Origin of the sequence: Micromonospora fulviviridis (assembly GCF_014648395.1) — a bacterium.
Lineage (GTDB): Bacteria > Actinomycetota > Actinomycetes > Mycobacteriales > Micromonosporaceae > Micromonospora > Micromonospora fulviviridis.
The window spans coordinates 47,913-62,395 of record NZ_BMRA01000019.1; the positions used below are offsets into that span (position 1 = coordinate 47,913).

A 14,483-nucleotide genomic window follows, 5' to 3' on the forward strand; every position below is an offset into this window, starting at 1 on the left:
CCGGCAACGGTCAGACGTTGAAGCCGAGGGAGCGGAGCTGGTCCCGGCCCTCGTCGGTGATCTTGTCAGGGCCCCACGGCGGCAGCCAGACCCAGTTGATCCGGATGTCGTCGACCAGGCCGCCGCCCGGGCCGGTGGTCAGCGCCTGCCGGGCCTGGTCCTCGATCACGTCGGTGAGCGGGCACGCCGCCGAGGTCAGCGTCATGTCCAGGGTGGCGACGTTCTGGTCGTCGACGTGGATGCCGTACACCAAACCGAGGTCGACCACGTTGATGCCCAGCTCGGGGTCGACGACGTCCTTCATCGCCTCCTCGATGTCGTCGATGGCGGCCTTGCCGCCGCGGACGGCACCCTCGGTCGCCGCGCCGCCGGCCGGAGCCGGGCCGTCGGTCGCCACCGCGCCGGTGTCCGGCGTCGAGGTGGTCTCTTCGCTGCTCATGCCTTCACCTCCGGGCTCACGCCCACCCCGGCGCGTGCCGCGGCGTCCTTGAACGCCATCCACGACAGCAGCGCGCACTTGACCCGGGCCGGGTAGCGCGCGACACCCGCGAACGCCACCCCGTCTCCGAGCACGTCCTCGTCCGGCGTGACCTGGCCACGGCCGGACATCAACTCGACGAACGCCTCGTGCACCGTGGCGGCGTCGTCGGCGGCCCGGCCGCGCAGCAGCTCGTGCAGCACGCTTGCCGACGCCTGGCTGATCGAGCAGCCCATCCCGTCGTACGAGATGTCGGTGAACACCTTGCCGTCGGTGGCCACCCGCACGGTGATCTCGTCACCGCAGGTCGGGTTGACGTGGTGCGCCTCGCCGAACCGGGCGGCCGGGTCCGTCGCGTCCCGCAGGCCACGGCCGTGCGGGTGCTTGTAGTGGTCCAGGATGATCTCCTGGTAGAGCTGGTCGAGCTGCATCAGTCGAACACCTTCCGCACCTGCTCGAGACCGGCCACCAACGCGTCGATCTCCTCGGTCGTGGTGTACAGGTAGAACGAGGCCCGGGTCATGGCCGGCACGCCGAACCGGGTGCACACCGGCTTGGCGCAGTGGTGCCCCACCCGGACCTGCACGCCGAGCGAGTCGAGCACCTGCCCGACGTCGTGCGGGTGCACGTCGCCGAGCGCGAAGGAGATCGTGCCGCCGCGGCCGACCGGCACGTTCGGGCCGAAGATCCGCAGGCCCGGCACGGTGGCGAGGGCGTCCAGCGCGTACGCCGTCAGCTCCTTCTCGTGCCACTGGATGGCCCGCATGCCGATCCCGGTGAGGTAGTCGACCGCCGCGCCGAGCGCGACCGCCTCGGCGATCGGCGGGGTGCCCGCCTCGAACCGGGCCGGCGGCGCGGCGAACGTGGAGCGTGCCATCGACACGGTCTCGATCATCGAGCCGCCGCCGAGCACCGGGGGCATCGCGGCGAGCAGTTCACCCCGGCCCCAGAGCACGCCGATGCCGGTCGGGCCGCACATCTTGTGGCCGGTGAAGACGATGAAGTCGGCGTCGTAGTCGACCACGTCCATCGGCATGTGCGGCACGGACTGCGAGCAGTCCAGCAGCAGCAGGGCGCCCACCTCGCGGACCCGCTGGGTGATCCGCGCGGTGGCGTTGACCGTGCCGAGGATGTTGGACATGTGCACCAGCGAGACGATCTTCGTCCGCTCGGTGACCAGGTCGTCCAGCCCCGACTCGTCGAGCCGCCCATGGTCGGTGACCGGGAACCAGCGCAGGGTCGCGCCGGTCCGCTCCGCGAGGAGCTGCCACGGGACGATGTTCGAGTGGTGCTCCATCTCGGAGATGACGATCTCGTCACCGGGCCCGATCCGGAAGCGCGGGTCGGCGTCCGGACGCAGCGAGGCGTTGGAGAACGCGTACGCCACCAGGTTGATCGCCTCGGTGGAGTTCTTGGTGAAGACCACCTCGTCCACGCTGGGCGCGTTGATGAAGGCGGCGATCTTCGCCCGGGCCCCCTCGTACGCCTCGGTCGCCTCGGTGCCCAGCGTGTGCACCGAGCGCGACACGTTGGCGTTGTGCATCGCGTAGTGCTCGGCGAGCACGTCGAGCACCTGCCGCGGCTTGTGCGAGGTGTTGGCGCTGTCGAGGTAGACCAGCGGGTGCCCGTTGACCTCCCGGTCCAGGATCGGGAAGTCGGCCCGCACCCGCGCCACGTCGAAGCGGGGCACGTCGTCGTACTGCGGCATGCCCGACGGGATCGCGATGGAGGTCATGGTGCTCAGGCCCGCGCCGAACCGGCCCCGGCGACGTACCGCTCGTAGCCCTCTTCCTCGAGCTTGTCGGCCAGCTCCGGGCCGCCCTGCTCGACGATCCGGCCGGCCACGAAGACGTGCACGAAGTCGGGCTTGATGTAGCGCAGGATCCGCGTGTAGTGGGTGATCAGCAGCAGGCCGGTGTCGCCGGTGTCGCGCACCCGGTTGACGCCCTCGCTGACCACGCGCAGCGCGTCCACGTCGAGGCCGGAGTCGGTCTCGTCGAGGATGGCGATCCGCGGCTTGAGCAGCTCCAGCTGCATGATCTCGTGCCGCTTCTTCTCACCGCCGGAGAAGCCCTCGTTGACGTTGCGCTGGGCGAACGCCGGGTCCATCTGGAGCTTCTCCATGGCGCCGCGCAGCTCACCGGCCCAGGTGCGCAGCTTCGGCGCCTCGCCGTCGATGGCGGTCTTGGCGGTGCGGAGGAAGTTGGCCACCGAGACGCCGGGGACCTCGACCGGATACTGCATGGCCAGGAAGAGGCCGGCGCGAGCCCGCTCGTCGACGGACATGGCCAGCACGTCCTCGCCGTCGAGGGTCACCGAGCCGCCGGTGATCTCGTACTTGGGGTGACCGGCGATCGAGTACGCCAGGGTCGACTTGCCGGAGCCGTTCGGGCCCATGATCGCGTGGGTCTCGCCGGCCTTCACGGTCAGGTCGACACCGGCCAGGATCGGCTTGAGCTCACCCTCGGGCAGCTTGACCGACACCTTCAGGTCGCGGATCTCCAGGGTGCTCATTATCGGGTCACTCCATTGCTCGGCGTCAGGCTGACGTAGATGTCGCCGTCGCGGACTTCGACGGGGTAGACGGGAACGGGTTCGGTCGCGGGCAGCCCGGTGGGCTCGCCGGTCCGTAGGTCGAAACGGGATCCGTGCAGCCAGCATTCCAGCGTGCAGCCGTCGACCTCGCCCTCGGAGAGGGCCACCGCGGCGTGCGAGCACTCGTCGTACACGGCGTAGAAGTTGTCGTCCTCACCGTGCACGACGGCGATCTGGGTGCCGTCCACGTCGGCGCTGATCGCGGTGCCCTTCGGCACGTCCTCGGTCGAGCAGATCTTGATCATCAGGCGCCCGCCTTGGTCAGGCGGGCCTCGATCGCGTCACCGAGGCGCTCGCGCAGCTCCTCGACCGGAATCTTGTTGATCAGCTCGGCGAAGAAGCCGCGGACCACCAGGCGCCGGGCCTCGCCCTCCGGGATGCCCCGGGCCATCAGGTAGAAGAGCTGCTCGTCGTCGAAGCGGCCGGTCGCGCTCGCGTGCCCGGCGCCGGCGATCTCGCCGGTCTCGATCTCCAGGTTCGGCACCGAGTCCGCCCGGGCGCCGTCGGTGAGCAGCAGGTTCCGGTTGATCTCGTACGTGTCGGTGCCGGTCGCCTCGGCCCGGATCAGCACGTCACCCACCCAGACGGTGTGCGCGCTGTCGCCCTGGAGGGCACCCCGGTAGCCGACGTAGCTGCGGCAGTCCGGCACCGTGTGGTCGACCAGCTGGCGGTGCTCCAGGTGCTGGCCGGAGTCGGCGAAGTAGAGGCCGTACAGCTCGGCCTCGCCGCCGCGCTGGGTGTACTCCACCGAGGTGTACTGCCGGACCAGGTCGCCGCCCAGGCTCACCTGGACGTGCACCACCTTGGCGTCGCGGCCCAGCTTCACCTTGAGGTGCTGCGCCTGCACCGCGTCGTCGGCCCAGTCCGCGATGGTGACCAGCGTCAGCTTCGCGCCGTCGCCCACCGACACCTCGACGTTGTCGGCCAGGGTGGCGGACCCGACGTGCTCCAGCACCAGGGTCACCTCGGCGAACCGGCCCACCTCGACGAAGGTGTGGCCGAGGGCGAGCGTGTCGGCGCCTCCGCCGACCACCCGCAGGCTCACCGGCGCCTCGACCACGGCGTCCCGGGCGACCTGCACCAGCAGCGCCTCGTCGACCCCGCCGTACGCCAGCGCGCTGACCCGGTCGAACGGGGTGAGCACGCTGCCCACCCGCGGGTCGTCCCTGCCGATCCGGCCGACGGTGACGCCCTCGGGCAGGTCGCCGTGCTCGTGGCGGACCGTGCCGGTGGCGGCCTGCGCCCCACCCACGAGGCCGCGCAGGCGCTTGAGCGGGGTGAAGCGCCACTCCTCCTCCAGGCCCGTGAGGGCCGGGAAGTCGGCGACGTCGTACGAGCGGAGCGCCTGCGACTTGGTCGCGGGCGGCGCGGAAGCCTGGGTAGTCATCTCTTCCTTGGTCTGTTCTGCGACGACGGGGTCGGGTGCGGGGCGAGCGGGCCGGCGGTCAGCCGACCGCGCCCTCCATCTGGAGCTCGATCAGGCGGTTGAGCTCCAGGGCGTACTCCATCGGGAGCTCCTTGGCGATCGGCTCGATGAAGCCGCGCACGATCATGGCCATCGCCTCGTCCTCGCTCAGGCCCCGGCTCATCAGGTAGAAGAGCTGGTCGTCGCTGATCTTGGAGACGGTCGCCTCGTGCCCCATCGACACGTCGTCCTCGCGGATGTCGACGTAGGGGTAGGTGTCGGAGCGGGAGATGGTGTCGACCAGCAGGGCGTCGCACTTGACCGTGCTCCGGCTGCTGTGCGAGCCCTCCAGCACCTGCACCAGGCCCCGGTAGGAGGTGCGGCCGCCGCCCCGGGCGATCGACTTCGACACGATGGTCGAGGAGGTGTGCGGCGCGGCGTGCACCATCTTGGCGCCCGCGTCCTGGTGCTGGCCCTCGCCGGCCATGGCCACCGAGAGCACCTCGCCCTTGGCGTGCTCGCCGGTCATGTAGACCGCCGGGTACTTCATGGTCACCTTGGAGCCGATGTTGCCGTCGACCCACTCCATGGTCGCGCCCTCGTGGCAGACGGCGCGCTTGGTGACCAGGTTGTAGACGTTGTTCGACCAGTTCTGGATGGTCGTGTAGCGGCACCGGGCGTTCTTCTTGACGATGATCTCCACGACCGCGCTGTGCAGCGAGTCCGAGGAGTAGAGCGGCGCGGTGCAGCCCTCGACGTAGTGCACGTACGCACCCTCGTCGACGATGATCAGCGTCCGCTCGAACTGGCCCATGTTCTCCGTGTTGATCCGGAAGTAGGCCTGCAGCGGGATCTCCACGTGCACGCCCTTCGGCACGTAGATGAACGAGCCACCGGACCAGACGGAGGTGTTCAGGGCGGCGAACTTGTTGTCGCCGACCGGGATCACCGTGCCGAAGTACTCCTTGAAGATGTCCTCGTGCTCGCGCAGCGCGGTGTCGGTGTCCAGGAAGATGACACCCTGCTCCTCGAGGTCCTCACGGATCTTGTGGTAGACGACCTCGGACTCGTACTGCGCCGCGACACCGGCGACCAGCCGCTGCTTCTCCGCCTCGGGGATGCCCAGCCGGTCGTAGGTGTTCTTGATGTCCTCGGGCAGGTCCTCCCAGCTGGTGGCCTGCTTCTCGGTGGACCGCACGAAGTACTTGATGTTGTCGAAGTCGATCCCGGTGAGGTCCGCGCCCCAGGCCGGCATCGGCTTGCGGCCGAACAGCCGCAGGCCCTTCAGGCGCAGGTCGAGCATCCAGGCCGGCTCGTTCTTCTTGGCCGAGATGTCCCGCACCACCGCCTCGTTGAGGCCACGCTGGGCAGCCGCCCCCGCGACGTCGGGGTCGGCCCAGCCGTACTCGTAGCGACCGAGGGCGGCGAGCTGCTCCTCCTGGGTCAGGGGCTGGACGATCTGCTCGGTCATCTATCTGTCCTCACAGTGGTGACGGTGTTACCGGACTGGGCACGCGGCTGGGCGGGGATGTGCGTGGTGCACACCCCGTCGCCGTGCGCGATGGTGGCCAGGCGCTGCACGTGGGTGCCGACCAGACGGGAGATCACCGCGGTCTCGGCCTCGCACAGCTGGGGGAACTCGGCGGCCACGTGCGCCACCGGGCAGTGGTGCTGGCACAGCTGGCCGCCGGAGGCGATCGTGGACGCGTTGGCAGCGTAACCCTCGGCGGTCAGCGCCCCGGCGAGCGCCTCCGCCCGGGCCAGCGGGTCGTCGCCGGCGTCCTCCATGGCGGCGCGGCAGCGCTCCTCCAGCGCGGTCACCTGCTCGGCGGCGAACGCCTCGACGGCCCGCGAGCCGCCGGTGCGGGAGATCCAGCGCAGCGCGGCGGTGGCGATGTTGTCGTAGTGGTGGGTGCCGCAGCGCACCCGGGCCGCCTCGGTGAGCACGAAGACCTTGGCCGGCCGGCCCCGGCCCCGGCTGCCCCGGACGACCTGCTCGCGGGCCTCCACGTCGCCGTCGGCGAGCATCGCGTCGAGGTGCCGGCGGATCGCGGCCGGGCTGAGCCCGAGCGCCGAGCCGAGCTGGGCTGCGGTGGTCGCGCCCTGCTCCAGCAGCAGCTGGGTGACCCGGTCGCGGGTGGAAAGATCGGTGGACGCGGCCTGCGACAACTCCAGCTCGGCGCGTCTGACGCCGCGCCGCGACCTGGAGCCGTCGCCGACGACCGGAGCGGTCGCCGACTGGTCTCCGGAGAGCGCCGCCGCGTTTTTCACAACGCCAACGTTACGTAATTCGCCGGAGGCCCGCAAACCCGGGGTCCGGTGATCCCGACCACCGGTGCGGCGGAGTCACCCGATCGGGATCCACTACGGTGCGTAGGATTCGCTCCGTGAAGGCTTCCGTCCGGTTCCCGGTCTCCCCCACGCTGCTGCGTCGCCTCGCGTACACCTCGATCATCGCGAACGTGGCGATCGTGGTCACCGGCGGGGCGGTCCGGCTCACCGCGTCCGGTCTCGGCTGCCCCACCTGGCCCCGGTGCACCGACGAGTCGTACCACACCACGGCCGAGATGGGCGTGCACGGGGTGATCGAGTTCGGCAACCGGCTGCTCACCTTCGCCGTGGGAATCATCGCGCTGGCCGTGGTGCTCGCCGTGCTGGCCCAGCGGACCCGCCCGCGCGGGCTGCTGCCGCTGTCGATCGGCGTCCTGTTCGGCATCCCCGCCCAGGCCGTCATCGGCGGCATCACCGTGCTCACCAACCTCAACCCGTGGGTGGTCGGGCTGCACTTCCTCGCCTCGATGGTGGTGATCGCCGCCGCGTACGCGCTCTGGCGGCGCACCGTCGAGCCGGACGGGCCGGTCCGCCCGACCGTGCCGGCGCCGCTCCGTACCCTCGCCGTGCTCACGACCGTGGTCGGCGCGGCCGTGCTGGTGGTCGGCACCTGGGTGACCGGCAGCGGCCCGCACGCGGGCGACCAGGGTGCGGCCCGCAACGGCCTGGACCCGGAGGCGATCTCCCAGGTGCACGCCGACGGGGTGTTCCTGCTCATCGGCCTCTCGGTGGCGCTGCTCTTCGCGTTCCGCGCGGTGGGTGCCGCCCGCGCCGCCCGGGCCGCCGGGGTGCTGGTCGCGGTCGAGCTGGGCCAGGGCCTGATCGGCTTCGTGCAGTACTTCACCCACCTGCCCGCCGTGCTGGTCGCCGCGCACATGCTCGGCTCCTGCCTGGTGCTGCTGGCGACCCTGGGCGTGCTCTGGGCCACCCGGGAGCGGCGTCCGGCCGCTCCGCCGGCCCCGGCCACCACGACCGCCCCGGCGGAGCAGCCGGTCACCGCGGCCGCCTGAGGCGGCGGACCGGCGTTACCCCTCGCCGACAGCGGGAAAGCGGTCCGGGTCACGGACCGTCCGCCCGAGGGGAGCCGCCGGTGTCGCGCAAGGGCCTGGCCACGACCGTCCCGCAGCGGCTGACACCGGTGGCCGGCGCGCCGCTGTGGTGCGACGCCCACGAGTTCGGGCTCACCGGCGACGGCGTGACCAACGACCAGCCGGCGCTGGCCGCCCTCGTGGACCGGCTGGGCGAGGGATACGACGCCGACGGCCGGGCCCGGGTGATCTACTGCCCGCCGGGCATCTACTCGATCCGGGACGCCGGCACCGTCTGGCGCAGCGGGGTGTCGCTGGTCGGCGCGGGATCGGCGGCGACCCGGTTCCTGCTCAGCAACGAGGGCAACCGGGACGACCCCGTCCCGCTGGCGTACTGGACCACCGTGCAGCACGGCGCGGACCGGGACCGGCACATTGCCGACTGCACCTTCGCCGACTTCGAGATCGACGGTTCCGGCGTCGGCATGGCCCGGTACAACTACCTCGCCAAGGGCCTCGGCCTCCAGTACGTGGTGCGCGGCGTGTTCCGCAACCTCTACATCCACCACACCGGGGCGACCGGTCTGGGCTGCGACTTCCTCCAGGACAGCCTGATCGACGGGGTGGTCGTGGTGGGCTGCGGCCGGCTGGACAACGGCGAGCAGATGGGCGGCGCGGGCATCGGCGTCGGCATCGGCGGCTGGGGCGACGTGGAACGGCTCACCATCGCCAACTGCACCACCCTCGGCAACGGGACCAACGGGATCTTCCTGGAGCTGCAGAAGGACTACTGGCCGCCGCCCCGCGGCTTCCGCATCGTCGGGTGCCACAGCCAGGCCAACCGGTTCGGCATCTCCGACTGGGGCGCCGACGGGCTGGTCGTCTCGGCCTGCACGCTGACGAACAACCTGGAGGCGGGCTTCGACGTCTCGGCCAACGGCACGGCCGGGGTCGCCGGTCGCGGTGGGCTGCTCACCGACTGCGTGATCGACCGCAACGTGGGCGACGGGATCAGCATGGGCAACACCCCCGGCCCGTACGCGGTCCGGGGCAACCGGATCAGCCGCAACGGCGGGTACGGCTACCACGAGCACGACCTGGGCCACGGGTACCGGGGCGCGGCCGCGGACGTGGTGATCGAGGGGAACGACATCTGGGACAACGCGCTGGACGGGATCCGGATCGACCGGCCGATGGTCGACGCCGCGGTGGTGGGCAACCGGATCCGGGACAACGGGCGCCGGTCCGCTCCGGCGTGCCGCGGCTCCGGCGCGACCGTGCGATACGCCCCGCGCCGGGTCACCGACGGGGCGGCGGACTGGCCGCCCGGCGGGCACCGGGGCAAGGTCGTGCGGGTCGACTCGCGGACCGCGGTGGTGGCCGACAACACCGGCACGGAGCTGTCCCTGGCCGAGGTGCGGCCCGACGGCGCCACCGGCTGGAACGAGGCCACCCCGGCGCCCGGCACCCCCTACGAGCTGCCCGCCGGGCCGCCCGAGCGCGCCGGCGTCGCGGTCAACGCCCCGTTCGACTCGGCGACCGTGCGGGGCAACCGGATCTGGCACCGGGACGGGCACACCCACACCTACGGGTTCTGGGTGACCGGCGCGGGCAGTTGCGTCTCGTGCCGGGTGGAGGACAACGACTTCGCCGGGAACGAGGCGGCCGTCCGGCTGGACACCCCACCGATCGGCGGCCGCTGGGACCGCAACCACTGCGACGGGGAGTGAGGCCGGCTCCGGCCCGCTCGGCGCGGGCCGGAGCGCGGGTCAGGACCGCCGGGCCAGGTGGGTGGCGACCGCCGCGGCGAGCCGGTCGGGGGCGCCGTCGGCGTACCCGATGAACAGGCTCGGCTCGGTGAGCTCCAGCTCGACCAGGACGGGGGCCCCGTCCGGGCCGGGGATCAGGTCCACCCGGGCGTAGAGCAGCCGGTCGGTGCCGCCGGGCACGACCGTCAGGGTCTTCTCCGCCGTGTCGAGCTGTTCCGGGGTGGCCGTCCGGGCGTCGATCCGCTCCTCCTTGTAGAGCTCAGCCACGCCGCGGTCGGGGCCGGTCAGCATCGGCCCCTTGCGGATCGCGTGGCTGAACGCCAGGCCGTCCGGCCCGGCCAGGAAGAGCAGCGCGGTCTCCCCGGCGGTGTCCACCGCGCCGAGGTACGGCTGGACCATGGTGACCCGCCCGGCGGCGGAGAGCCGCCGTACGTGCGCCACGGCCAGTTCCCGGTGCTCCGGGTCGGCCAGGTCGTACCGGCCGGTGTCCTGGCTGCCGGCGCTGACCGCCGGCTTGATCACGTACTCGCCGGCGTCGGCGGGTGGGCTCCAGTCGGCGCCCGGCTCGACCCAGGCGGTCGGCACCGTCGGCACGCCGGCCGCGGACAGCTCGGCCAGGTAGCGCTTGTCGGTGTTCCAGGCGACCACGTCGGCCGGGTTGACCAGGGTCGGCACGGTACGGGCCCAGGCGACGAACTCGTCGCGGCGCAGCGCGTAGTCCCAGGGCGAGCGGAGCACGACCAGGTCGTAGCCGGACCAGTCCACGGCCGGGTCGTCCCACACCACCGCCTCGGCGGCGACGCCGCGGGCGGCGAGCGGGGCGAGCGCGAGCCGGTCGTCCGGGTCGAGGTCGGGCAGGGCCGTGCAGGTGACGAGAGCGACCCGGGGTTCCCCCCGGGTCGGCTGGTGGTGGTTGGTCAATTTATGTCAACGGGCCATCGTGCGCCGGGCCATCGACCGCCAGAGGTCGTTGCTCGGACGCATCTGGTCCATCAGCTCACGCTCCCAGGCGTTCTCGACGGTGACACCTGCGGTGGCGCAGGCCTGCCGCGCGACGTCGGTGCCGTCGGCGAACTGGTCGGCCCACGCCCCGTCGGAACCCACGAGGACGATGCGTGCACCGCGCTTGCCGACGTACTCGATGACCGCCTTCGCTCCGCCGTGTCCGGCGGCGAACGACTTGATGCCCGCGACCAGGCCGTTGGGGGCCTGCTCGGTGGTCTTGTCAGCCGTGAGCGTCGTATCGGAACCATCTGCCATGACGCGAAGCCTAAGCAGACATCCACCCGGATGTGCGAGAACGATGAACTGAATGTGATGCCAATTACCTACGGGTTTAAGGAAGACCACAGGTAATTCGCCCGGACATGTCGCTTATACCCGGGCAAAGCGGGCGGGGGAGATCGTCACAGTCTGTCCGGGTTGAGCCCGTCCGACTCAGGCCGAAAAAAATTCTGATGAAATACCCGACAGTCGGGGAACCATCCACCCCGGTCAGTGCCGGCGACGGATCAGAGCAGGGCGTCGAGGGCGACGGCCGCGAACAGGATGGTGAGGTACGTGGTGGACCAGTGGAACAGCCGCATCGGCTTGACCGCCTCACCCCGCGCCGCCCGGCGGCAGAGCTTGTGCGCCTCGACGACGAAGATGCCGCCCACCACCAGCGCGGTGACGCCGTAGATCGGGCTCATCCCGAGTGGCCACACGGCCAGCGACGAGAGCAGGGTCAGCCAGGAGAAGAGGATGATCTCCGCGTTGACCCGGCGGACCGACGCCACCACCGGCAGCATCGGGATGCCGGCCCGGGCGTAGTCGGCCTTGTACTTGATGGCCAGCGCGTAGAAGTGCGGCATCTGCCAGAAGAAGACCACCGCGAACAGGCCCCACGCGGCCGGGGCCAGCGAGCCGGTGACCGCCGCCCAGCCGATCAGCACCGGCGCGGCCCCGCAGGCGCCGCCCCAGAAGGTGTTGGCGGCCGTGGTGCGCTTCAGCCAGAGCGTGTAGACCAGGTCGTAGTAGGCGATCGCGGCCAGGGTCAGCCCGGCCGCCAGCCAGTTGGTGGCGACGGCCATCAGCGTCACCGAGACCACCGCCAGCACCAGGCCGAAGACCAGCGCGTTGCGCGGCGACACGGTGTGCGCCGGCAGCGGCCGGCGCTTGGTGCGCCGCATCAACTGGTCGATGTCCCGGTCGATGTAGCAGTTCAGCACGCTGGCCGCGCCTGCGGCGAGCGAGCCGCCGACCAGCACCACGGCCACCAGCCACAGCGACGGCAGGCCGCCGTCGGCCAGCATCATCGCCGGCACGGTGGTGACCAGCAGCAGCTCGACGATCCGGGGCTTGGTGAGCGCCACGTACGCGGCCACCACGGCCCGTACGTCCCGTCGGCCGGCCGCCGACACCTCCGTCACCGTGCGCACCGGCGGCTGCCCGGCAGAGTCGCTGACGGGGCGCTCGGTGATCATGCTCACGGATTGCCACCTTCCGGCTTCGGCGGGGGAGGTCGGGGTCGGCCCGGACCCCTCGGGGTCCACACACCGCCCCACACACTACGCGTCGTCGTTTTGGCTGCCCCGGAGACCCGGCAACGGTGCGGGCCGTCACATCTCGAGGTGAACGACCGATCCGGTCGGACACGTACAGAAGAGCATGCAGAGATCCCCGGGCGGACGTTTAGGGCCGCTCGATAGGGTCATCAGTGAGGGTTCCGCCCATCTGCCGAGGAGCACAACCATCGTGGCTGCCAACCGACCCGAGCTTCCCGCTCTCAACTGGTCCGACCTCGACCGCAGGGCCGTCGACACGGTCCGCGTGCTGGCCATGGACGCCGTGGAGAAATCCGGCAACGGCCACCCGGGCACGGCCATGAGCCTCGCCCCGGCGGCGTACCTGCTCTTCAACCGGGTCATGCGGCACAACCCGACCGACCCGAACTGGCCCGGCCGGGACCGGTTCGTGCTGTCCGCCGGGCACTCCAGCCTGACCCTCTACATCCAGCTCTTCCTCTCCGGCTACCCGCTGGCCCTGGACGACCTCAAGGCGCTGCGCCAGTGGGGCTCGCTCACCCCGGGCCACCCGGAGCACGGCCACACCCCGGGCGTGGAGACCACCACCGGCCCGCTCGGCCAGGGCCTCGGCAACGCGGTCGGCATGGCGATGGCGGCCCGCCGCGAGCGCGGCCTGTTCGACCCCGAGTCGGAGCGCGGCGACTCCCCCTTCGACCACGACATCTGGTGCATCGCCTCCGACGGTGACATCGAGGAGGGCATCAGCCACGAGGCGAGCGCCCTCGCCGGCCACCAGCAGCTCGGCAACCTCTGCGTGATCTACGACGACAACGAGATCTCGATCGAGGACGACACCCGGATCGCCAAGAGCGAGGACGTGGCCGCCCGCTACGCGGCGTACGGCTGGCACGTGCAGACCGTCGACTGGCGCCGCGGCGACGCCGACCAGGGCGACTACCACGAGGACGTCGAGGCGCTGCACCAGGCGCTGCTGGCCGCCCGGGCGGAGACCGGCCGCCCCTCCTTCATCGCGCTGCGCACCATCATCGGCTGGCCCGCCCCGAACAAGCAGAACACCGGCAAGATCCACGGCTCGGCGCTCGGCGCCGACGAGGTGAAGGCCACCAAGCGGATTCTCGGCTTCGACCCGGAGCGCACCTTCGAGATCGACGACGAGGTGCTCAAGCACGCCCGCCAGGTCATGGAGCGGGGCGCCGAGGCGCAGGCGGCGTGGACCACCACGTTCGACGCCTGGGCGCAGGCCAACCCGGAGCGCAAGGCCCTCTGGGACCGGATGTCGACCCGGACCCTGCCGCAGGGCTGGACCGACGCGCTGCCGACCTTCCCGGCCGACGCCAAGGGCGTGGCCACCCGGGCCGCCTCCGGCAAGGTCCTGGAGGCCCTCGCCCCGGTGCTGCCCGAGCTGTGGGGCGGCTCCGCCGACCTGGCGGAGAGCAACAACACCACCATGAAGGGCGAGCCGTCCTTCATCCCCGCCGAGCACGCGACCAAGGACTTCCCGGGCGACGAGTACGGCCGCACCCTGCACTTCGGCATCCGTGAGCACGCCATGGGCGCGATCCTCAACGGCATCGCCCTGCACGGCGGCACCCGCCCGTACGGCGGCACGTTCCTGGTCTTCAGCGACTACATGCGCCCCTCGGTGCGGCTCGCCGCGCTGATGAAGCTGCCGGTGGTCTACGTCTGGACGCACGACTCGATCGGCCTCGGCGAGGACGGCCCGACCCACCAGCCGGTGGAGCACCTGACCGCGCTGCGCGCCATCCCCGGCCTGGACGTGGTCCGCCCGGCCGACGCCAACGAGACGGCCTGGGCGTGGCGGCAGGCCCTGGAGCACACCGACCGGCCCACCGCGCTGGCGCTCAGCCGGCAGGCGCTGCCGACCCTCGACCGCACCGACCTGGCCGGCGCCGAGGGCGTCGTGAAGGGCGGCTACGTGCTGGCCGAGGCGTCCACCGGCAAGCCCCAGGTGATCATCGTGGGCACCGGCTCCGAGGTGCAGCTCTGCCTCACCGCCCGGGAGCGGCTGGAGGCCGACGGCACCCCCACCCGGGTGGTCTCCATGCCCTGCCAGGAGTGGTTCTTCGCGCAGGACGAGGCGTACCGGGAGTCGGTCCTTCCGCGCGGGGTAAAGGCACGGGTGAGCGTGGAGGCGGGCATCGGCATGTCCTGGCGGGGGATCGTCGGCGACAGCGGCGAGTGCGTGAGCCTGGAGCACTACGGGGCGAGCGCGCCGCACTCCGTGCTCTTCGAGCAGTTCGGGTTCACCCCCGACCGGATCGTGGCCGCCGCGCACGCGGCGATGACCCGGGTGGGCGACATCACCGGTTTCACGACCGGCAACTGAGG

General features: G+C 71.5%; 14 protein-coding genes. 3 read left to right on the forward strand and 11 right to left on the reverse strand.

All coding sequences use genetic code 11. The features are described from left to right. Positions 1-10 precede the first annotated feature (10 nt). Genes IEY96_RS31400 through IEY96_RS31435 form a run of 8 tightly spaced genes read right to left on the reverse strand, consistent with a single transcriptional unit; the run spans position 11 to position 6,653 of the window. A complete protein-coding gene (locus IEY96_RS31400) occupies positions 11-439 on the reverse strand; it encodes a metal-sulfur cluster assembly factor (RefSeq protein WP_189198416.1) in 429 nt (142 codons plus the stop codon). After that, positions 436-909 carry a Fe-S cluster assembly sulfur transfer protein SufU gene (sufU, locus tag IEY96_RS31405; protein ID WP_189198417.1) on the reverse strand — a complete coding sequence of 158 codons (474 nt, stop codon included), beginning with the start codon at positions 907-909 and terminating at the stop codon, positions 436-438. Before sufU ends, IEY96_RS31400 begins: the two co-directional genes overlap by 4 nt. After that, entirely contained in the window at positions 909-2,213 is a 1,305-nt protein-coding gene (locus IEY96_RS31410; protein WP_189198418.1) for a cysteine desulfurase, read from the reverse strand. Before IEY96_RS31410 ends, sufU begins: the two co-directional genes overlap by 1 nt. 5 nt (positions 2,214-2,218) lie before the next feature. Further along, positions 2,219-2,992, reverse strand: a complete 774-nt coding sequence (sufC, locus tag IEY96_RS31415) for a Fe-S cluster assembly ATPase SufC (RefSeq protein ID WP_189198419.1) — start codon at positions 2,990-2,992, stop codon at positions 2,219-2,221. After that, on the reverse strand, positions 2,992-3,318 hold the full coding sequence (locus tag IEY96_RS31420) for a non-heme iron oxygenase ferredoxin subunit (RefSeq protein WP_091320789.1): 327 nt from the start codon (positions 3,316-3,318) through the stop codon (positions 2,992-2,994). The genes sufC and IEY96_RS31420 overlap by 1 nt, the downstream gene beginning before the upstream one ends. Further along, positions 3,318-4,460: a Fe-S cluster assembly protein SufD gene (gene sufD / locus IEY96_RS31425; protein WP_189198420.1), complete on the reverse strand. Its 1,143-nt coding sequence runs from the start codon at positions 4,458-4,460 to the stop codon at positions 3,318-3,320. The genes IEY96_RS31420 and sufD overlap by 1 nt, the downstream gene beginning before the upstream one ends. Before the next feature lie 58 nt (positions 4,461-4,518). Then, on the reverse strand, positions 4,519-5,949 hold the full coding sequence (gene sufB, locus IEY96_RS31430) for a Fe-S cluster assembly protein SufB (protein ID WP_107075697.1): 1,431 nt from the start codon (positions 5,947-5,949) through the stop codon (positions 4,519-4,521). Continuing rightward, positions 5,946-6,653: a helix-turn-helix transcriptional regulator gene (locus IEY96_RS31435; RefSeq protein WP_229791996.1), complete on the reverse strand. Its 708-nt coding sequence runs from the start codon at positions 6,651-6,653 to the stop codon at positions 5,946-5,948. The genes sufB and IEY96_RS31435 overlap by 4 nt, the downstream gene beginning before the upstream one ends. Before the next feature lie 194 nt (positions 6,654-6,847). Between IEY96_RS31435 and IEY96_RS31440 the strand changes: the two genes are divergently transcribed. Both IEY96_RS31440 and IEY96_RS31445 read left to right on the forward strand, forming a co-directional pair. Then, the gene (locus tag IEY96_RS31440; protein ID WP_189198422.1) at positions 6,848-7,819 is read left to right on the forward strand and encodes a COX15/CtaA family protein; all 972 of its coding nucleotides are present in this window, start codon (positions 6,848-6,850) and stop codon (positions 7,817-7,819) included. 80 nt (positions 7,820-7,899) lie between these two features. After that, the gene (locus IEY96_RS31445; RefSeq protein WP_189198423.1) at positions 7,900-9,567 is read left to right on the forward strand and encodes a right-handed parallel beta-helix repeat-containing protein; all 1,668 of its coding nucleotides are present in this window, start codon (positions 7,900-7,902) and stop codon (positions 9,565-9,567) included. A gap of 39 nt (positions 9,568-9,606) precedes the next feature. On the opposite strand, the gene IEY96_RS31450 is transcribed toward IEY96_RS31445, so the two are convergent. From IEY96_RS31450 to IEY96_RS31460, 3 genes are all read right to left on the reverse strand, one after another. Continuing rightward, positions 9,607-10,527: an ATP-grasp domain-containing protein gene (locus IEY96_RS31450; protein ID WP_189198424.1), complete on the reverse strand. Its 921-nt coding sequence runs from the start codon at positions 10,525-10,527 to the stop codon at positions 9,607-9,609. 6 nt (positions 10,528-10,533) lie between these two features. Next, positions 10,534-10,866 carry a hypothetical protein gene (locus IEY96_RS31455; RefSeq protein ID WP_189198425.1) on the reverse strand — a complete coding sequence of 111 codons (333 nt, stop codon included), beginning with the start codon at positions 10,864-10,866 and terminating at the stop codon, positions 10,534-10,536. Between the two features lie 251 nt (positions 10,867-11,117). Next, positions 11,118-12,077, reverse strand: coding sequence for a heme o synthase (locus tag IEY96_RS31460; RefSeq protein WP_189198426.1), 960 nt, complete (start codon positions 12,075-12,077; stop codon positions 11,118-11,120). Positions 12,078-12,342: 265 nt separating this feature from the next. Between IEY96_RS31460 and tkt the strand changes: the two genes are divergently transcribed. Then, on the forward strand, positions 12,343-14,481 hold the full coding sequence (gene tkt / locus IEY96_RS31465) for a transketolase (protein ID WP_189198427.1): 2,139 nt from the start codon (positions 12,343-12,345) through the stop codon (positions 14,479-14,481). The last annotated feature ends 2 nt before the right edge of the window (positions 14,482-14,483 follow it).